The organism is Belliella marina (genome assembly GCF_042682445.1).
Lineage (GTDB): Bacteria > Bacteroidota > Bacteroidia > Cytophagales > Cyclobacteriaceae > Belliella > Belliella marina.
Genome location: NZ_JBHUHR010000038.1, coordinates 347,201 through 366,594 on the forward strand (window position 1 = coordinate 347,201; position 19,394 = coordinate 366,594).

The 19,394-nt window shown below is 40.5% G+C and carries 16 protein-coding genes; 10 read left to right on the top strand and 6 right to left on the bottom strand.

Translation table 11 applies throughout. The features are described 5' to 3' along the window. The first annotated feature begins 20 nt into the window (after window positions 1-20). On the top strand, window positions 21-1,463 hold the full coding sequence (locus ACFSKL_RS13520; RefSeq protein ID WP_376886769.1) for a sodium:solute symporter: 1,443 nt from the start codon (window positions 21-23) through the stop codon (window positions 1,461-1,463). On the opposite strand, the gene ACFSKL_RS13525 is transcribed toward ACFSKL_RS13520, so the two are convergent. Both ACFSKL_RS13525 and ACFSKL_RS13530 read right to left on the bottom strand, forming a co-directional pair. Beyond that, window positions 1,464-1,829 (bottom strand): helix-turn-helix domain-containing protein, encoded by a 366-nt coding sequence (locus ACFSKL_RS13525; RefSeq protein ID WP_376886771.1) that lies wholly within the window; start codon window positions 1,827-1,829, stop codon window positions 1,464-1,466. 119 nt (window positions 1,830-1,948) lie between these two features. Further along, window positions 1,949-2,284, bottom strand: coding sequence for an MGMT family protein (locus ACFSKL_RS13530; protein ID WP_376886773.1), 336 nt, complete (start codon window positions 2,282-2,284; stop codon window positions 1,949-1,951). A 436-nt stretch (window positions 2,285-2,720) separates the two neighbouring features. Between ACFSKL_RS13530 and ACFSKL_RS13535 the strand changes: the two genes are divergently transcribed. Genes ACFSKL_RS13535 through ACFSKL_RS13545 form a run of 3 tightly spaced genes read left to right on the top strand, consistent with a single transcriptional unit; the run spans window position 2,721 to window position 4,549 of the window. Beyond that, entirely contained in the window at window positions 2,721-3,398 is a 678-nt protein-coding gene (locus ACFSKL_RS13535; RefSeq protein WP_376886774.1) for an SDR family NAD(P)-dependent oxidoreductase, read from the top strand. Between the two features lie 12 nt (window positions 3,399-3,410). Continuing rightward, window positions 3,411-4,097 (top strand): head GIN domain-containing protein, encoded by a 687-nt coding sequence (locus ACFSKL_RS13540; RefSeq protein WP_376886776.1) that lies wholly within the window; start codon window positions 3,411-3,413, stop codon window positions 4,095-4,097. Then, on the top strand, window positions 4,094-4,549 hold the full coding sequence (locus tag ACFSKL_RS13545) for a nuclear transport factor 2 family protein (protein ID WP_376886777.1): 456 nt from the start codon (window positions 4,094-4,096) through the stop codon (window positions 4,547-4,549). Before ACFSKL_RS13540 ends, ACFSKL_RS13545 begins: the two co-directional genes overlap by 4 nt. A 100-nt stretch (window positions 4,550-4,649) precedes the next feature. On the opposite strand, the gene ACFSKL_RS13550 is transcribed toward ACFSKL_RS13545, so the two are convergent. Further along, window positions 4,650-5,075, bottom strand: a complete 426-nt coding sequence (locus tag ACFSKL_RS13550; protein WP_376886779.1) for an META domain-containing protein — start codon at window positions 5,073-5,075, stop codon at window positions 4,650-4,652. Window positions 5,076-5,623: 548 nt separating this feature from the next. On the opposite strand from ACFSKL_RS13550, the gene thrA reads away from it, so the two are divergent. From thrA to thrC, 3 genes are read left to right on the top strand one after another with little or no spacing between them, the layout of a single operon-like run. Beyond that, entirely contained in the window at window positions 5,624-8,080 is a 2,457-nt protein-coding gene (thrA, locus tag ACFSKL_RS13555) for a bifunctional aspartate kinase/homoserine dehydrogenase I (RefSeq protein ID WP_376886780.1), read from the top strand. Then, window positions 8,077-9,006, top strand: coding sequence for a homoserine kinase (locus tag ACFSKL_RS13560; RefSeq protein ID WP_376886781.1), 930 nt, complete (start codon window positions 8,077-8,079; stop codon window positions 9,004-9,006). Before thrA ends, ACFSKL_RS13560 begins: the two co-directional genes overlap by 4 nt. Window positions 9,007-9,029: 23 nt before the next feature. Continuing rightward, window positions 9,030-10,337, top strand: a complete 1,308-nt coding sequence (gene thrC, locus ACFSKL_RS13565) for a threonine synthase (RefSeq protein WP_376886782.1) — start codon at window positions 9,030-9,032, stop codon at window positions 10,335-10,337. A gap of 577 nt (window positions 10,338-10,914) precedes the next feature. Here the strand turns inward: thrC and ACFSKL_RS13570 are convergent. The 3 genes from ACFSKL_RS13570 to ACFSKL_RS13580 all read right to left on the bottom strand — a co-directional run bounded on the left by ACFSKL_RS13570 (window position 10,915) and on the right by ACFSKL_RS13580 (window position 16,982). Then, window positions 10,915-12,222 carry a PepSY-associated TM helix domain-containing protein gene (locus ACFSKL_RS13570; protein ID WP_376886783.1) on the bottom strand — a complete coding sequence of 436 codons (1,308 nt, stop codon included), beginning with the start codon at window positions 12,220-12,222 and terminating at the stop codon, window positions 10,915-10,917. A gap of 130 nt (window positions 12,223-12,352) precedes the next feature. Further along, a complete protein-coding gene (locus ACFSKL_RS13575; protein ID WP_376886784.1) occupies window positions 12,353-13,861 on the bottom strand; it encodes a SusD/RagB family nutrient-binding outer membrane lipoprotein in 1,509 nt (502 codons plus the stop codon). 28 nt (window positions 13,862-13,889) lie between these two features. Beyond that, a complete protein-coding gene (locus ACFSKL_RS13580; protein ID WP_376886785.1) occupies window positions 13,890-16,982 on the bottom strand; it encodes a SusC/RagA family TonB-linked outer membrane protein in 3,093 nt (1,030 codons plus the stop codon). A gap of 93 nt (window positions 16,983-17,075) precedes the next feature. Between ACFSKL_RS13580 and ACFSKL_RS13585 the strand changes: the two genes are divergently transcribed. The 3 genes from ACFSKL_RS13585 (at window position 17,076) to ACFSKL_RS13595 (ending at window position 18,960) form a co-directional block, all read left to right on the top strand. Further along, complete coding sequence (locus ACFSKL_RS13585; RefSeq protein ID WP_376886787.1) at window positions 17,076-18,086, top strand: helix-turn-helix transcriptional regulator; 1,011 nt, start codon at window positions 17,076-17,078, stop codon at window positions 18,084-18,086. Between the two features lie 341 nt (window positions 18,087-18,427). After that, a complete protein-coding gene (locus tag ACFSKL_RS13590; RefSeq protein ID WP_376886788.1) occupies window positions 18,428-18,679 on the top strand; it encodes a hypothetical protein in 252 nt (83 codons plus the stop codon). Then, window positions 18,676-18,960 (top strand): type II toxin-antitoxin system YafQ family toxin, encoded by a 285-nt coding sequence (locus ACFSKL_RS13595; RefSeq protein WP_376886790.1) that lies wholly within the window; start codon window positions 18,676-18,678, stop codon window positions 18,958-18,960. The genes ACFSKL_RS13590 and ACFSKL_RS13595 overlap by 4 nt, the downstream gene beginning before the upstream one ends. The last annotated feature ends 434 nt before the right edge of the window (window positions 18,961-19,394 follow it).

Here is a 19,394-nt window from a genome sequence, read left to right on the forward strand (position 1 = left end):
TGCCAAATACCAAATTCTCTATGGATTCAAATTTAGTTCTTATCGTCATAACATCATACTTTGGCCTCTTATTTTTGATATCATGGTTGACTTCCAGAAACATCTCCAAAGACACATTTTTTACAGGGGATAGACAATCCCCTTGGTTTTTGGTTGCATTTGGAATGATTGGAGCATCTCTGTCAGGCGTGACTTTCATTTCCGTACCGGGTGAAGTCGGCAATGGCAACTTCTATTATTTTCAGGTTGTAATGGGATATACCCTCGGTTATTTTGTCATAGCGAAGGTACTTTTACCCCTCTATTACAAACTCAACCTCGTTTCCATCTATGCCTATCTACAAGATCGGTTTGGATTTTGGTCCTACAAGTCGGGCGCCTTTTTCTTTATACTCTCAAGAACCCTAGGCTCATCCATTAGGGTATTTTTGGTAGCGGGAGTGCTCCAATTGATCCTGTTTGACCGTTGGGGCGTTCCATTTTGGGTTTCTGTTTTGATCACAGTATCCCTTATTTGGCTTTACACCCACAAAGGGGGAATCAAAACAGTCGTCTGGACAGATACTCTTCAAACGTTTTTTATGCTCTCCGCAGTATTGGTGAGTATCTATCTTATTGGAAAAGACTTGGGAATACTCACAATTTCAGATTATATCGGTCAGATTTCGGCAGATTCGAGGTCTCAGATTTTCAACTGGAATTGGCAATCCGGCCAAAATTTTTTCAAGCAATTCATATCAGGTGCATTTATCACAATCGTCATGACAGGACTGGATCAGGATATGATGCAGAAGAATCTCACTTGCAAGAATATTGGTGAGGCGCAAAAGAACATGTTTTGGTTTACCATAATATTGGTCATTGTAAACTTACTGTTCCTTTCCCTTGGGGTTTTGCTCTATTTGTATGCAGAAACACATGGGATTAGCATCCCGACCAGGACTGATGACCTGTACCCCTTGTTGGCAACTACAGAATTCACTGTGTTTGCAGGAATCATATTTGTATTGGGTATTACCGCCGCAGCTTATTCCAGCGCCGACTCTACTCTAACAGCTCTTACAACCTCATTTTGCTATGATTTTTTGGAAATCGAGAAAAAATATCCCAGAGCCCAACAAACAAGTCTCCGAAAGAAAGTTCACTTGGGATTCACTGCCCTGATGTTTTTGGTCATCATCATGTTTAGATGGATCAATGACCAAAGTATAATCAATGCAGTATTTATCATAGCAGGTTATACATATGGCCCTTTACTTGGTTTGTATGCTTTCGGTCTATTCACCAAACACCAAGTAAAGGACAAATTTGTACCATTTATAGCGGTTTCCGCACCAATCTTAACATTCATAGTCAGCCAAAATTCCGAAGCCATACTTTGGGGGTACAAATTCGGTTTTGAAGCCTTGATTCTCAACGGAATGCTTATGTTTATAGGTTTATATTTGATCAGGAAAAAGTAATCAAATCTCGTGTTTCGCCAACAAGTCATTGATTCTTTTCAACTTGCTGATATGACTTTCCAAAGTATTGTTTGAGCCATCCAAATCTACCAATATAGAAACAGATCCATTCCCCTTTCTTGGGCTATCTGAAAAAGAAGATACGGATGGAGTTACAGAGATCAACTCTTGGACATCTACTTCATATAGATTGGCAAGTTTGATTGCATCCTCCATTTTTAGATTAGACCTTCCCTGTTCGTATCTCGAATAGGCCGTATAATCTCTTTTCCCTAAATACTCAGCGATATATTCCTGAGTATAACCTCTTAAAACTCTGTGTTTTCTAAGGTTCTCTGCGATGTGGCTTTTTAATTCAGTTTCCATACTTAATTATTATTTATGGTACTTTTTGCAAAAAGTATACTCAATTATTAAAAACCGTAAAAAAATGTTTAAAAAAAAATAATTTAATCTTTATAATTCGTAATTATAGCGTTTTTTACCTACAATAGGTTTTTGGTCGGATCCCAAAAAAATCTGTCAAAATCTACAACTTGGTCTTTTTCAACTAAAACCCCTTCTTTTTCAAGTAACTCCTGCATTTGTTCCGGATATGCAAAATGATGCTTACCTGTCAAAACACCATTTCTGTTCACTACCCTGTGTGCCGGCACATCCTCTTGGTTGTGGGAGGCATTCATGGCATAGCCTACCATCCGAGCCCCGCTTTTCAATCCAAGATAATTGGCGATTGCCCCATATGAGGTAACTCTACCAAACGGTATCAGTTTCACAACTTGAAAAACCGAATCGAAATAATTTTCACTTTTTGATTTCATCGATAAAAAACAAAATTTCCGAATCCTTTAAATACCAGTCTTTTCCCACATCAAGGGGATTGGCAGCAAATTAATCCAAATTTCTAATAATTCTTTAACTAGCAAAAAAAGATACAGAAAGGTTCAATTCCGCCACACAACCAACCTTAAATATTGCAAATGCAACAACAATCTCCAATTTATCATCCAAATGTACATTTTGGGAAGCAAAACAGCTCAGCTATGATGCACCAAAGAATGGCCAACTAGGTCTATTTACCTATGGGATATCCACAAATCAATATTTGAAGGCAGTCTGAAACGAGAAATTTGAGTAAAACAGCATCAAACTTAAATTTTATCAAACTTGCACAGCTGTTTTTTATAAATTCATAAGGCTTTCGAAAAATTAACCTTTAATTTTAGACTGTAATGCAAACACAATAATAAACTACATATGGATCGGAATATAATCATTACCGGTGGGGCCGGGAATCTTGGAAGTGCAGTTATTGAAAAGTTTAAACGAGAGGGCTATAAAATCATCGCAACAGTAGCTCCTGGCTCAGGGGACGAAATCGAAGAAGCAGATGATGTATATGAAGTAGATGTGACAGATGAAAAATCTGCCTCAGATTTTTCGAAAGAGTACATCATGCAATACGGAGAGGTGGAAGCAATCATATTGCTGGTAGGTGGATATGCAGGAGGCAGTATTGTGGAGACTACCACAGAAGACATCAATAAAATGATCAACCTCAATTTTTTCTCAAGCTTTAATTTTGTGAAAAATTTCCTTCCTATGATGAAAAAGGCAAACAAAGGTACTTTTTTATTCGTAGGCGCCAGGCCTGCACTTCAGCCTGAAGATGGAAAAGACGTTGTGGCATACGCTTTGAGCAAGGGCATGGTAGTCAATTTAGCAGATTTTGTGGCAGAAGAATCCAAAGGGACAAAAATAAGATCACATGTATTTGTACCCAGTATTATAGATACGCCACCAAATAGGGAATCGATGCCAAATGCAGACTTTGCCGAATGGGTACACCCATCCGAAATCGCCGAAGCAATGCATTATGCAGTGAACAACCCTGATTTGCGCAACATGACATTTAAACTATATGGAGGTGTATAAAAACCTAAAATCATGAAAAATTTAAAAGTATTATTAGCCGTTCTTTTCTCGATCTCTACCTTAGCTTGCTATGCGCAAACCAATACAGAGACCCGTGAGCTGAGAAATTTCTCAAGTATCAAAGTAGCCAACGCCATAGAAGCAGAGCTGGTAAAAGGAGACAAAAACTCGATTTCCATAGTTGCTTCCGGAATAGACCTAGACAAGGTGGAAACAAATGTTTCCGATGATGCCCTTGAGGTAAAGCTCGGCAGGGGGAATTTCCGATCAAGCTCTGTCAAAGTAACCATCACTTACATTGACATAGACGAGGTACAGGCACAGACAAGCGCCAAAGTATTTGTGAAAAATGGACTCGCAGGTAACCAGGTCTACCTATTTTCTGGTACAAACTCCTACATAGAAGCCTCCGTCGAAGCAACGAACCTCTTTATAGAAGCGGCCACCAATTCTAAAATTGCCGTTAAAGGCTCAGGTGAAAATTTAGATCTGAAAATCTACACCAATGCCACGGTTGATGCCAACAATCTAACCGTAACCAATGCAGAAGTCCTTGCGAATACAGCTGCCAAAGCGGAATTTAAAGTCACTGAATCCATCAAAGGTTCGGCAGCCACTGCTGCCAAAATCACATACTCAGGTGACCCGAAACTTGTTGACATCAAGACCAATACAGGAGGAGATATCAAAAAGAAATGAAAAAGTGTCTATTGATCCTAGGCTTGCTGGTTTCATTGACCACCATAGCCAATGCACAGACTGAGGAAAAAGAGGTGGAGCAAGCAATAGCATCTCTTTTCGAAGGCATGAAAACAAAAAACCAAGAGCTTCTTGAAGGTGCATTTTTGGAAACCGCAATCATGCAGACGACCATTTCTGGTGAAAACGGGGCGACTGTGACAAGCAATACTGTCAAAGACTTTATCAACAGAATTGCGACGACCCCAGACAACACCATTTTGGATGAGCGTATCCTCGGATATCAAATTAGGATCGACGGATCTATGGCTTCGGCATGGACTCCTTATGAATTTTATATCAATGAAGGTTTTAGCCATTGCGGAGTAAATTCATTTCAGTTGGTCAAGACATCGGAAGGATGGAAAATCTGTTATGTAATAGATACAAGGAGAAAAGAAGGATGTAAATAAAAAAGGGCTCTGAGAGCCCTTTTTTATTTACATAATCACCTATGATCATACCGGTTTTTCCCGAAAAATCCTGAACATTGATTCAGGATTGCTTCCACCTCTATTTTGATTGTGGAACAAAACTCATCAACTCTTTTGCACCATCTAATAGGGTCAGCTTATCCTTCGCCACCTTAAAGTTTTTAGCCTGTGACAATAATGACACGAATTGATTCTCCCCATTTCCATCTCCACACGCTTTTTTGGTCATTGCCCCAGGATCCAAGTTTAGGGAGGTTCCATCCAACTGGAAATTGCCGGAGAAATTGTTGCATCCTGCAAACCCGGATAATTTTCCCCCATCCATAAAATTCAGAAATGGTAGACCTGCAGTAAATTTACCTGCATCCAGTCCCCCTCCCAAGATAGAGGACAGCACCCAATTGTTTCCAGTCAACATGCTCAATGGATTCATTTTACTGATTGAATCACATGAGCTGAAGCTTAAAAAAACAACCAACAATAACAAGTTCGTAACTTTTTTCATTTTCTTTAAAATTTGGTGTTGACTTAAAAATAGCAAAAAATAAACAAAGAACGCAACCATCTAGATTAAATGGAAACATAATAAAGTGTAATATGAATACCGCGCTTTCATAATTGAGGAAAAAGCCTTAGCCAACAGCCGATTATAGAATAATCATGAATAATTTATAAAAAACTCCAAATTAAAGTTTGAATACAACGTTGTACTTACGTAATAAAACCAATGAAATATTAATATTTTCTTAACAGAATACATGTTTGGTTAAAAAAACAGCAAATTTATTTTTGGTTTTTGGAAAAATGTAACTAGAATTGTGACATCAAACAACAACTCATGTATTTACCAGCTAAAAATATTTTCAAAACAACAATCCCGGTAGCATATACTGAGGGTGGCTGTTTTTTTGGCATGAGCACATTGACTTTTACGACTACTACCATTACGGGTTGATCCCGTGATTCCTTATACATATAGCCCTTTACATCAAGGTCCATACCATTGGATCATAGCATCATAGTATTCTATTCATCACAAAGCAATCAATTTTTATGAAAATATTAAAATTCGGAGGATCGTCAGTCGCCAATCAGGCTAACATCAAGAAGGTATTCGAGATCATTCAGAAGAGTCAAAGCGAAGGGGATATTGCAGTCGTTTTCTCAGCATTTGGTGGGGTTACGGAGGTTTTGCTCAACAGTGCCGCAGCAGCAAAAAACGGAGACAAATCCTATGTTCAAGATATCAAAATCCTTGAAGATAGACATATTGAATTGGTGCGTCAGCTTTTCCCTATCAACTTACAATCCCCCGTCCTTACTTATGTGAAAGTAAGGTTCAACGAATTGGAAGATCTCTTTCATGGGATATTCCTGATCAAAGAATGTTCTCCCCGTACTTTGGATTATGTTGCAAGTTTCGGTGAGAGGCTTTCCGCTTTTGTATTGGCAGAGGCATTGAAAGTGGAAGGTTTCAACTCCAAATACCTAGACGCCCGCGAAGTGGTCCGTACCAACGATAGGTTTGGAAATGCCAAGGTAGATTTCCCAGCGACCAATGATCTAATCCTAGACTACTTCCACAACAACAGTACCATCCAAATCATCACGGGATTTATTGGATCCACTTCAAAAGGCGAAACCACTACCCTTGGTAGGAGTGGCTCTGATTACACTGCTTCTATTTTTGCATCTGCCCTGCATGCCGAAAGCCTGGAGATTTGGACTGATGTATCAGGTGTCATGACTTCTGACCCAAGGTTGGTATATACTGCATTTACAATCCCCCAATTGAGCTACAGCGAGGCGATGGAATTATCGCATTTTGGTGCAAAGGTGATTTTCCCTTCTACCATGATGCCAGCCATGAAAAAAGGTATCCCGATTTATATAAAGAACACATTTGAACCTTCGAATCCGGGTACTTTGATCAATGGTGATGCCCCATCTGGCAAGTTGATCAAGGGAATCTCTTCCATGTCGGACATTTCCCTTCTCAATATCCAGGGTGCAGGGATTTTGGATGTGATCGATGTCAACAGAAGAATATTCAGTGCACTTTCCAGTGTGAATATCAATGTCATCTTGATATCACAGGCTTCATCTGAGCAAATCACTTGCTTGGCCATCAAATCCTTTGAGGTCACTTTGGCCAAAGAAGCGATTGAGAAGGAGTTTTTCCATGAAATCAGAAATGGTGAAATCGATGTGGTACATGTGATATCCGATCTTGCCATCGTCGCTGTGGTAGGCGAAAACATGAAACAGAACCCTGGTGCAAGTGGTAGGATGTTTCAGGCATTGGGTAGAAACAATGTGAATGTCTATGCCATCGCGCAGGGAAGTTCTGAGTTGAACATCTCGGCAGTGGTATCGAAATCCGACTTACAAAAAGCCCTCAATGCGCTTCATGAAGCATTTTTCCTCTCGGACAACAAAGTACTCCATGTATTCTTGGTTGGAGTGGGTTTGATTGGCCAGGCATTGATCAAGATGATTGCCAACCAACAGCAGAAACTCCAAAAAGAAAACCTGCTTGACATTCAGATCCATGGCATTGCCAATTCAAGGTATATGGCTTTCAACGAAGATGGCTTTGATTTGAAAAACTGCCCCCTACCTGAGGCTGCCGAAGGAGCCAAAGAAATGGACTTGGACAAGTTCATCTCACAAATGGAATCTATGAACTTCTCCAATTCAGTGTTTGTAGACTGTACTGCGAGCCAAGATGTAGCTGACTTTTACGAAAGGATATTGGAAGCCAAAGTGGCCATCGTAACCCCCAACAAAAAAGCCAACTCCAGCTCATTGGAAAAATACAAGAACCTCAAAAAGTTGGCTGGAAAAAGAAGCGTGAAGTTTCTCTATGAAACAAATGTAGCCGCTGGACTCCCTGTGATCAACACACTACAGGACTTGATGTTGAGTGGAGACAAAGTGATCAAAATAGAAGCTGTACTGAGTGGTTCCATGAATTACATTTTCAGTGAATTGGAAAAAGGAGCTCCATTCAGTGAGGTGGTAAAACTTGCAAAAGAAAAAGGATATACAGAACCCGATCCGAGAGATGATTTGAGCGGTATGGATGTCGCAAGGAAAATCTTGATCTTGGGTAGGGAAGCAGAACAAGACTTACATTTTGAAGACATCAGCATCCAAAGCATGGTGCCGGAGGATTGTGTTGAAGCTGGCTCTGTCGATGAATTTTTCCATAAACTCATGGGACATGATGGCGAATTTGCAAACCTGCTTGCTGAAGCAGCGGAGAGAGGTGAAAAGTTACGCTTTATGGCAACCCTTGAAAATGGCAAGGCAAAAGTAGGGCTTAAATCACTGGACAATTCACATCCATTCAGCACTTTGAAAGGGAGTGACAACATGATCCTTTTTACAACTGAAAGGTATCATGATTTCCCTATGATCATCAGAGGTCCCGGGGCAGGTGCTGATGTCACTGCTGCTGGGGTCTTTGCAGATGTAATTCGACTCGGAAACTATACAAGGTCATGAAAAAATCAATAAGAGCATTTGCGCCTGCTACAGTTGCCAACGTTTCTTGTGGCTTCGACATATTGGGCTTTGCGATCGACGAACTGGGAGATCAGGTAGAAGTAACCCTGAGTGAAACTCCCGGACTCATTGTTGTCAAGATCGAAGGCGATGGGGGGAGGCTCCCCTACGAAGCAGACAAGAACACCTGTACCGTAGCCATACAAGCCATGCTAGACCAGCTTGATTATAAGAAAGGCATGGAGATATCCCTGTTCAAAGGACTTCCCTTAGGCTCAGGGATGGGCTCCTCAGCAGCAAGTGCGGCCGCTGCCTTGGTTGCTGCCAATGCATTGTTGGGGTATCCCTTTGACAAAAAACAGCTTGTTGCCTTTGCCGTAGAAGCAGAGAGAATCGCCTGTGGAGCTGCTCATGCCGACAACGTGGCTCCTTCCCTACTTGGAGGCTTTGTTTTGATCAGGGACTACCATCCCTTGGACGTCATCAAGCTACCCGTACCAAACGGACTCTACTGCACGCTTTTACACCCACACTTGGAACTCAACACTTCAGACTCCCGGTCTGTGTTGAGAAAACAGATTTCCCTAAAAGACTCCACCATACAATCCGGAAATATTGCAGGATTGATCGCCGGACTCTTTCAGGAAGATTTCAAACTGATCAGCAGATCTCTCAAGGATGTCATTGCAGAACCTACGAGGGCTTTGTTGATACCTGGATTTTATGAATTAAGAGACTCCATCAAGTCCATTGGCGCCCTTGGCTCAGGAATATCTGGATCGGGACCAACGATTTTTGTCCTTTCACCCTCCAAATCCATTGCAACGGAAGTGGGAGCCACTGGTGTGGAGGTTTTCAAAAAAATCGGGCTGGACGTAGACATCTACATTTCCGAAGTCAATGACAGAGGCGCTTACGTGATCTAAAACCTATTTAACTATTTAACATTATGAATTTTTATAGTACCAACAATCCTGAACACCAAGTAAGTCTCAAGGAGGCCGTGATCAAAGGGCTTGCTCCTGATCAAGGGCTTTATATGCCCGAAAAAATCCCAACATTACCCCAAGATTTTTTTGACAGATTACCAGGTCTTAATTTTCAGGAAATTGGCTATGAAGTCATCACGGCATTGTTTGGGGAAGATTTATCACCAACTCAGATCAAAGAACTCGTTGACCATACTTTGACCTTTGACGCACCATTGGTAAAAATAGAAGAGGGAGTGTATACTTTGGAATTATTCCACGGCCCAACTTTGGCATTTAAAGATTTCGGTGCAAGGTTTTGTTCCAAACTGATGTCAATCCTGATGGAAGGGGAAGACAGGAAAGTCCGTGTACTGGTAGCCACTTCGGGAGATACAGGCAGCGCCGTTGCCAATGGCTTTTACAAAGTCCCAGGGGTGGAAGTCATCATCCTCTATCCAAAAGGAAAAGTCAGTGAGCTGCAAGAGGCACAATTCAGCACCTTGGGAGAGAACATTTCGGTCTTGGAAGTGGATGGGGTTTTTGATGATTGTCAGAAAATGGTCAAAGAGGCATTTTTGGACACTTACCTCAATGAAAAAATGCTTTTGACTTCTGCCAACTCCATCAATATTGCAAGATGGATTCCCCAGTGTCTGTATTATTTCTACGCTTATTCCAGACTTCCAAAAACCGACAAAAAATTGGCAATCTCAGTCCCAAGTGGGAATTTCGGGAATCTCGGAGCAGGAATCTTGGCGGAAAGAATGGGCTTACCAATTGATGTGTTTATAGCTTCTACAAATGTTAACAGGGTCGTGCCACATTATTTGGCCGGAAATCCATTTGTCACCAAATCATCACTCCAAACTATCAGCAATAGCATGGATGTGGGAAATCCGAGCAATTTTTATAGGCTGCTGGCACTGTATGGAAATGACGAAAAGCTGTTTAGAAAAAAAGTGAAAGGCTTCTACTTTGATGATCAAGACACGATAAATGGGATGAAAAATGTAAAACAAAACAGCAATTACATCATGGATCCCCATGGTGCAGTTGGTTATCTTGGTTTGAGAAATTTCAGAAACCAATTTCCCGGTGAGTACGTCGGAATCTTTCTGGAAACCGCACATCCCGGAAAATTCAAAAATGTGGTAGAGGAAACATTGGGGCTAAAACTTGATCTTCCTGACAGGCTCGCGAAATTTATGGAAGGAGAGAAGAAAACGACTGCTTTAAAAAATGACTTCCAAGAGTTCAAGAAGTATTTGGAAAATGGAACTTATTGATATGATTATCCGCAATGGCACCAGTAGTTAAATTATGCATATGTAATCATGCGGATAATTGTCAACTGTCGACGGTTGACAGTCAACTTGCCCTGGAAACAATATGGATACATTATTTTAAATGGCTACTGATAAGAAAGCGCATACTCGGACTATTTAACTCTTCTCCATTGAGAAAGGAAGAAGAATTGTGAAGCCATGGTTTTTCCCTTTTTTAGATTATCATGAAGTTTGACCACAAAGAACATCATAGTTTACACGGAGGGCACTAGGGATTTTGAGGAGAACCGATCAGAACCCTTGCGCCTATTTTATACATTTTTGAAATTTTCATTTTATGAATCTATTTTTCAGATTTGAATTTATTGAAAATACAGGACGCTCCTAAGGAGCTTCATAGATTCTTTAACTTATTTTGCTATAAACAGTAAGCTCCTACGGAGCAGTAGTCCCATCGGGACTAACTGTTTGTAGAAAATCAAATACAAAAGTGTAAAAAAGCTCCATAGGAGCGACCTGTAAAATTATCATAAATAGTCTATCTCTAAATATTCAAAAATTCATTCCCAGAAGACTCTCAACTTAATGCCGCTGAATGAATTTTTGCATCAGTAGGCTGTACTTTCCTCCTAGGGCTTGGCTTTTTCTTTTTCATCTTATTGATCCAGATCAAAGTACCTGTGATTGGCAGACTGGTAGCGATCAGACAAGCGATAAAATACAGCAACTTGGAAAATTGTCCATACACATCCCCTACATGAAGCGCCTTGATAGATCTTGATATTCTTTCATTGATTGGTTTTTCCCTGAATATATCCTTTTCTATGACATCCAAACTGGCAGCATTCAATACAATCCTATCCCCAGCTGCCGGTGCAAAAAAACCTGTTCTACCCTTTTGGATATTAACCGGGTCTCCTGGTTTTTGAGGCAAATTAACCCTGTAATTACCTTCATACTGAAGGTGAAAATCTGCAACTGAGATATAGTCCATGATAGAATGGACAGGTTCAACCCCTATTTTCTGGGCTTCCTTTTCGGCATTTCCCTCCTCGCCACCTCTTCTTCCAGGACCTTCTCTTCCCGGCCCTCTCTCAGCTCCTTGGGCAGGCCTTTCTTGATAGGTTCCCAAGGATTTTTGCAAAGCCTCCCTATACCATGGGAATGACCAAAATGGACCAGTGGCTCCCATCAAAAACAAAATAATGATGGAATAAAAAGCCAAAGTATTGTGCAGATCATGATTGGTTCGCTTCCAGCTTTTGCCAAATTTCACCTTCAACCCCTGTCTCCAGTTTTTGATTCTTTGGGGAAACCATATAACCATTCCCGTAATGACTCCGATAGTAAACAAAATTGTACAGGCACCGGAAATATAGCTTCCAAGTGTCCTGTTTGGCAACTCTCCTATCAAAGGTTCTTCAATCTTGTCCAATAGTAACCAGCGGTGCAAACTAAACATATATCCCATAAATTCGGCAACACTATTCGGCTCATCACTTTTCCCCAAAATTTCTCCATTGTACGGATTCACATAATAAGTCAAGCCAAACCTGCTATTGCCTCCTTCTGGCTTTGTATTCACCTGATAGGGTCTATGTGCAGCATTTTCAATACTGATACCAGTAATAGGGGCATCTGTTTTGGTCCTGACCAAGTCAACAACTTGATCAGGACTTAATTTTTCTCCATCCTTTGGGACTTCAAACTTATATAGATGGGGTTGTCCCATTTCCCGTATTTCGGAATTGTAGACATAAATAGTCCCCGTCAAGCACACCACCAATATCACCAACCCACTGATCAACCCTACCCAAAGATGAATATCATTGAAGAATTTCCTGGTTTTCTGCCAAAGTCCCTTTTTTTGATTTGCACTTGCCATTTCAGAATCTATTTATGTATTTTAATTATTTGATCATATTGAACTCGAAAACCTGCTGACCGAAAACCTAATCAACCGATAACCCAATCAACTCCCCTATGTTGACCGTGGTCAGTTGACTGTTGACAACTCAAGGCATCCACCATACTTTTGCCGTCAGCATTTCATCATTGCCCTGGGCTACAACCTCTGCATTGTTTGTGCCTCTCTCTGTTTCAGGATACATCAGTCTCAAAGGTCTTCCAGTCACACCATTGGCAGCTGTACGGGGAAAATCAGGCATCCCCAACCTTCTATAATCATTCCAAGCTTCCAAACTACTAATGCTATTCAGCGCCAACCACTTTTGCTCAATAATCCTCTGCAATGGGCTTGATGCGGCAGAAATATCGACACTCTCTTGTCCAAGATATCCACTCAATGAAGTAGTTGGGACTTTAAGATAGGAAAATGACTGTGTGATTGCCTGGTTATACAAATCTTCTACACTCTGGGAAATCCATCCCCTTTGCGCAGCTTCTGCCTGGAGGAACAAACTCTCAAAATCACCCAATATCACACTGGATTGATTCAAAGCGTGAAATATACCGGTGGCTTGATTGGAATTCTCATTTGGTCCTCTAAAAGCCGAAGTAGTGTTCCTTTCGTATGCGGGATTGCCTGCCTCTGAATTCCCAAAGATGACACCATTGTATGCTCCATCAATTGACACGTACAATCTATCCAATCTAGGGTCATTCTTATCCTGTAATTGTTGGATTAGATAAATAGTAGGACGGATATTTTGGTAGTTTGCAGTTGCATTTCCCTGAACATCCCTGTAATATGACGCCCAAAAAGGGTTCATCTTACCATTTGAATTGAGATAACCAGGATTCACTGCAGCTATTTCCCCAGCACCCAAATAACCACTCCCTTCAGCATTTATTTTCTGGATTTCTGAATTGATATACCCTGCATCAGCTTTCTCACTCTGTCTGATAAGCGCTCTAAGTTTAAGCGTATTTCCAAATTTCACCCATAGTGTCTTATCTCCCTGAAACAATACGTCTCCATGGTTTTGGGGAATGATCCCCGACACTTTGACATCTTCAATTCCAGAAGAAATCAAGTCAATAGATTTTTGATAAACAATATTGCCAGGCTCATACTTGGGGTTGATCATATCACTACCCTTAGCCGCATCATCAAAAGGAATATTATTGTACATATCCACCAATCTCAGGAACATCATTCCCTGCATGATCTTGGATGTCCCGGCATAGAATAGTTGCCCGCTTGACTCTGCCTCTTCCTGGATCAATCTAAAGTACAAGATATTGTTGAAGCCATTTTCCCAAACAGGAATACCTTCTCTTTGACTTCTTATATTCTGGCCATTATAGGTTTTCAGGTCAAAAAACTGGTTGATTCCCTCGTTGTTGGTTCCCCAATATCCTCCCCAAAATGCCCCAATCTGATTCAATTGAAGCGTCTCTTGGTTGGCAAGAGACACCAATGCTCCTGGAAGCTTTGCACTAAGCGGTAGGTTATCCCCAATCGGGCTGTTGGGATTGCTATTGACATCCAGAAATTCATCACATGAGAATAGGCCAAACAGTGAAAAAGCCAGTACGATATTGAATATGTGTTTTTTCATGATATTTTTCGATTAGATTGGTCTTATGTTAGAAAGAAGCATTTACTGTAAAACCAATTGTTCTCATAGGAGGAACTTGTCTGAAACTATAGTATCCATCTGTATTGTTGTATAAATATTCAGGATCTCCGATTTTGTTGCTTGCATGGGTAATGATGAATAGGTTTGTCGCTACTACCCCTACAGATGCTGTACGTACAAATTTCTGTCCCTGTAAAAGTGTCTCCGGAACTGTATAGCTTAAGCTTAGCTCACGAAGTTTGAAGAAATCTGCTTTCGCTGCAGTATTGCTTTGAACAGCTCCTTGCCTAGTCCAAAACTCTTTTCCTCCACCTGAAGTCACCAGGCTTGTATTATCCTCATATACTCCCGGTGAAGTTTCGATGACTGAATTTGGCCAAACAAAAGCCTCTCTGCCATATGCAGCTGTAATAGGGTGCGTACCAAATTCATACATCGGTGGAATAGTCTCAGAGTAGAACCATCCACCCATTCTCCAATCAAACTGTGCAAGCAAAGAGAAGCCTTTGTAGTCGATTTTGGAAGTGATCCCCATCATATAGGGAGGAACCATTGGCCCTAGCTTCACATTGTCCGGTGCCACCAAGGGATCACCTGTTTCGGAATCTACCACGACCCTTCCGTCAGGGGTTCTCTGATAATCACTTACCCAAAGCATTGGGAACTGATCTCCAACAAAGGCATATGACTGTCTGAAGTTTTGACGGAATTCGGCACCTCCATAAAGCTCACGAACCACATTGTTGGTATAGGTGAAATTGAATCCCAAATTCCAATTCCAATCCATCGTCCTAACTACATCACCGCTGAGACTCAATTCAACGATGTTGTTGGTCATTCTCCCGGAATTTACCAGCATGGCATTGTATCCAGTTGCCCTTGAAATATTGGCATTTGATATTTGCCCATCAGCATCTGAGTACACATACGCACCATCCAAATACAATCTGTGATTGAACATCCCCAGTTGGAATCCTGCCTCAAAAGAAGTCACAAACTCAGGCATGATGTTGGAGTTTGGGTTTGTCAAACCTGGCAAAAACCCTATCGAGTTCCCAAAAGGAAAACCATTGCTTTGGCTGTAAGCATTGTTCAACTGGTATGGCGAAAGTGTTACGTTTCCGGTTTTGTTCCAAGAGGTATATACTTTGGCAAATGATAATTTCCTCATCTGTCTTAGGGCTGGTATCGCTTCAGATGCTACCAAGGAAGCACTCACACCCGGATAAAAATATGATCTGTTCTCTTTGCTCAAAGTGGAAATCCAATCATTTCTTCCCGTGAAAGTCACAAACAACAAGTCCTTGTAACCTGCGACATATTCTCCATAAACAGCAAGTGAGCGCTGCTCCGTAATCCCTGACCCACCTGCCAATTCACCTTGTCTACTGCTTTGGTTGATGATATCAGTATAGAGCAAGTTACTGGCTGATACATTCTGGGTTTTTCTGTAATCTGTACGGATGTTTTGTCCCAAAAGCAGTCTATTGCTGAAATCTCCAAAATCCTTTTTCAAGCTCACGATCAAATCGCTGTTCAATCTTCTGTAAAACAAACTTTGATCATTGACTGAGCCTGGGGTGTTTCTGGTACCTTCTGCTTCGTATTTATTTGTAAAATCCCGATTTTCATCTGTAGAAGAATACATCCCTACACGATACAATACCTCCATCCAAGGTGCCACGGTATAATTCAACTCGATCTTACCATTGAGAATCTGTTGATTGCTTTGATTTCTCATATTATCAATCAAAAAATATGGGTTTCTCAACCAGCTACCATTTGGAATAAAGTAGTTGTTGGGATTCCCCGGGGAATTGAGATCCTCCCAGTTTTTGATCATATCATAATCAAAATTGGCAGGCATCCTGTAAGAACTGATCCATGGACCATCTGGTGTAATATCCTTTTTGTTGTTGATGAAATTGATATTATAGGAAGTTTTCAATTTCCCAAAATCCCTAGACCCGTTAAATCTTAAATTAACTCTATTGTTTTTATCGTCAGGAATGATTCCAGTTTGCGTCACGTATTGCGCTGAAAGAAAATAAGTACTTACATCATCTCCCCCGGAAAAAGAGACATCATTCTGTACATTGACACCAGTCTGAAAAAGGTCAAGTCTATTGTCCCTGCTTGGTGCTGCATAAGTCAACATTGGCTGGGTACCATCAGGCAGTACATTCCCGAATGGCCTGGAAGTGCCATCAAAGGCAGGTCCCCAAGACTCATAAGTTGTTGGGCTATATACGCCATTGTTTCCTTGTCCATACAAAGTCTGCGCTTCAGGAAGGAAATACACATTCGAGAAGGTAGTCGTATTGCTTACCCTAACGATTCCTTCTCCTTTTCTACCACGTTTGGTAGTGATCATCAAAGCTCCATTAACACCTTCAGAGCCGTAGAGTGCGGCAGCATTTGCACCTTTGAGAACAGTAATGCTTTCGATGTCATTTGGATTGAGTCTGCTGATATCCGGGATGGGAACACCATCTACCACATAGATCGGTTCATTTGGATTTCTTCCGTCAATTCCTGAAGATCTTTGCAATGATCGGTTTCCCCTCAGTACAACCTGTGCAGCTGGATCAACCTTACTGTCATACATGTTGATCCTCAATCCGGCTACCTTGCTCGATAAACCAAACAAAGGATTCACCGCCTTGCCTTGATTCAACTCTTCAGAGTCAACAATCTGTGCAGAACTTCCCAACTCTTTGGCAGGCCTGCTGAAACCCAAAGCGGCGGTTACCTCCACTTCTGACAACTCAGTCAAATTTTCCTTCAGATAGACGATTACATTTTGCTCATCTTCTGAAGCCAAAATCTCTTGGGATTTGAAACCAACATATTTTATCAAAAGAACATCACCAATTTCAGCATACATCCTAAACTTACCTTCTCCATCGGTGACCGATGTAGCGGGACTATTTTTCACTTGAATCGTAGCACCAGGGAGTGATTCCCTTGTATAGCTGTCCAATACTTGACCATTCACATGTATCCTTTGGGCATACACTTCACTTGAAACCAATAAGATAACCAGTAAAGGAAGGGTAGTCAAACAACTGGTTTTTATCTTTAGTAAATATTTCTTCATCGATTAATTTAGATTAAGTCTAAAAAAGAATTAATTTTGTGACGCAAAAGTAAATGAAGCATCACGTGATTAATGACCCTAAAGGGAATTAAAATGACGAAAGAGGGAGAAAAAGAATTATTGGTTTTCAATCGGCTATTGGACGAAGTGGATGCAGCTGGACATAGCTCCAGTAAGTTCTGGCCTATACCATCTTCCGAAGCTTCAACCACTATCCTTTTCAAAGAGATAGATAGTACATGGATGATTGGCCAAGAATTTTTGTCAGAGAAAATCTACTATTGTTATGCCAAAAGCAAGTCTGTAGACAGCAAACCAGTATTTGTCAAAACAAGACCAGATTATCTCCAGGTAAATTTTTGTCTGAAGGGAAAATTGAAATACGAACTGAAAGAAAATGGGAAACATATTTATCAGATTGATCCCCTCAGTGCGAACCTAATCTATTATAAATGTGATGGTGTCAAGATTGAGTCTGTTTCACCAGGTGAATTTGAAGTTCTGGTTTTCAATATTCATTTAGGTTTCTTGGAGAAAAACTTTCCGGATCTGTATTCCAGGGTAAGTGATTTCATCAGCAAGATTGAAGAGGGCAAAGCCAATGTATTCTCTAAGAAAAATATAAAGATCAGCCCTACTTTGAGGATGATGATACAGGATTTTACATCAAAAAGATACTCCGGTTGTTTTCTCAGCCATTATGTTGAGTTGAAGACTTTGGAGTTCATCATCCTTTTGATGGACGAATTTGACAAAATGACGGAGCAGCGTGCCAAATCCTTAAGTGAAAGTGATTTTGAGAAAATGAATCTTGCAAAAGACATCTTAATCCAAAGAATGACCAATCCCCCAAGTCTCAAAGACCTTGCGAATATGGTAGGTACAAACGAGTTTGATTTAAAACGAAAATTCAAGGAGGCCTTTGGAATGACTGCTTTCTCATTATTGCAAGAGCACAAAATGGAATTGGCAAGGAAAAAGCTTTTGGAAAGCGACCAAAAAATCGTAGAAATCGCCGAAGAACTTGGCTATAGCCACGCTACACATTTTACCTCTGCTTTCAAAAAAGCCTTTGGGATATTGCCAAAGGATATTAAGAAATAAGATCTATTCTTATCTTAAATGAGCAATACAAAATTCATATTTTTCAATATTTTGTGGGGATCAGCCTCTTCCAAGCAAACCTGATATAACTCAGAGCCAAACCTATCAAAAACTAAGCCCCCACCATAAATGGCACCCACTAGAAATATTATGCATAATCAAAGTCTGGGAAATTCATCAAATGAACCAATCCAAATTAAGTCAAAGAAATAAATATGGAATATCTGAAATTCGGTATCTTAGTTAAACAGCATAAAAACAGTCAAATTAAAAATCCTATGAATAAATGAACTGAAAAACCTATATTCGTGTAGTACAAATAATACCTATATGATATCACTATGAACACAAAATCAGAAAGAAAATCAAGATCAGTAAGAATCAAAACAACACTAGACAGGCATTTAGAGGAATTAGCAAAGGAAGAAAACAGAAGTGTAAACAACCTGATCGAGACACTACTGGCAAAAGCTTCGGGATTTAAGGAGCCTAATGAAGAAACCCAAAAAGCCATTGAAGAAGCCCGAAAAGAAAGAGCTAATCTTAAAGGGTATACTGATATGAACAAGCTATTTGAAGATCTGACAAGATGAGCGCATACAAAGTTTTTCCATCAAGCAAATTCAAAAAGGACTATAAAAAATTTGTACATCGGAAAAAGCACTTGGAAGCAATTCAGCAGACTGTCATAGAGCTATCGGATAGCGGACATGAATCAATCCCCCAAAAGAAACATCCTCATAAGCTAATAGGGGATTATGTGGGTTGTTGGGAATGTCACGCAATGCCTGACTTACTGATTATTTGGGAACAAGATGACGATCTGAAGGAAATTGTACTCTTAAGGGTTGGATCGCACTCTGAATTGTTTTAAATAATGGATAAGTTGTAATTACAACATTTGCTTTCCATTAATGTCTCGAATCTAAGTCATGGATTTCTGTCCATGACTAATATATCGACCGCTCCTATGGAGCTGATAGGGAACTCCACTATTACCTGACTTACCATCTTTAGAGTACCAGCGGCACTAACGATGTAATAACGGAGGGTTTCAACCCACTGACGTTTGATAACCGAGGATTGGTGAAAGTCCCGTAGGGACGGACGATTTCTTTCAAAGACAAACACCCTCCTAGTTTACAATGATTTGGCTTAGGCATGAATCAATATATATTAAGACCTCTTTGAGAATTTACAAATTACCTGAGTTCGATTGTTATCACAAAGTCAAAATCAATAAAAATATCCAGTTACAAGGCAAATTTTTGAGGGATAGCCTAAGCTATCGCCCAAAAATTTAACGCA

Coding starts and splice junctions, on each gene's coding strand:
- ACFSKL_RS13525 (WP_376886771.1), bottom strand. CDS start 1,829: ATGGAAACTGAATTAAAAAGCCACATCGCAGAGAACCTTAGAAAACAC.
- ACFSKL_RS13530 (WP_376886773.1), bottom strand. CDS start 2,284: ATGAAATCAAAAAGTGAAAATTATTTCGATTCGGTTTTTCAAGTTGTG.
- ACFSKL_RS13595 (WP_376886790.1), top strand. CDS start 18,676: ATGAGCGCATACAAAGTTTTTCCATCAAGCAAATTCAAAAAGGACTAT.
- ACFSKL_RS13540 (WP_376886776.1), top strand. CDS start 3,411: ATGAAAAATTTAAAAGTATTATTAGCCGTTCTTTTCTCGATCTCTACC.
- thrC (WP_376886782.1), top strand. CDS start 9,030: ATGAATTTTTATAGTACCAACAATCCTGAACACCAAGTAAGTCTCAAG.
- ACFSKL_RS13580 (WP_376886785.1), bottom strand. CDS start 16,982: ATGAAGAAATATTTACTAAAGATAAAAACCAGTTGTTTGACTACCCTT.
- ACFSKL_RS13550 (WP_376886779.1), bottom strand. CDS start 5,075: ATGAAAAAAGTTACGAACTTGTTATTGTTGGTTGTTTTTTTAAGCTTC.
- ACFSKL_RS13545 (WP_376886777.1), top strand. CDS start 4,094: ATGAAAAAGTGTCTATTGATCCTAGGCTTGCTGGTTTCATTGACCACC.
- ACFSKL_RS13570 (WP_376886783.1), bottom strand. CDS start 12,222: ATGGCAAGTGCAAATCAAAAAAAGGGACTTTGGCAGAAAACCAGGAAA.
- ACFSKL_RS13560 (WP_376886781.1), top strand. CDS start 8,077: ATGAAAAAATCAATAAGAGCATTTGCGCCTGCTACAGTTGCCAACGTT.
- ACFSKL_RS13590 (WP_376886788.1), top strand. CDS start 18,428: ATGAACACAAAATCAGAAAGAAAATCAAGATCAGTAAGAATCAAAACA.
- ACFSKL_RS13520 (WP_376886769.1), top strand. CDS start 21: ATGGATTCAAATTTAGTTCTTATCGTCATAACATCATACTTTGGCCTC.
- ACFSKL_RS13575 (WP_376886784.1), bottom strand. CDS start 13,861: ATGAAAAAACACATATTCAATATCGTACTGGCTTTTTCACTGTTTGGC.
- thrA (WP_376886780.1), top strand. CDS start 5,624: ATGAAAATATTAAAATTCGGAGGATCGTCAGTCGCCAATCAGGCTAAC.
- ACFSKL_RS13535 (WP_376886774.1), top strand. CDS start 2,721: ATGGATCGGAATATAATCATTACCGGTGGGGCCGGGAATCTTGGAAGT.
- ACFSKL_RS13585 (WP_376886787.1), top strand. CDS start 17,076: ATGACGAAAGAGGGAGAAAAAGAATTATTGGTTTTCAATCGGCTATTG.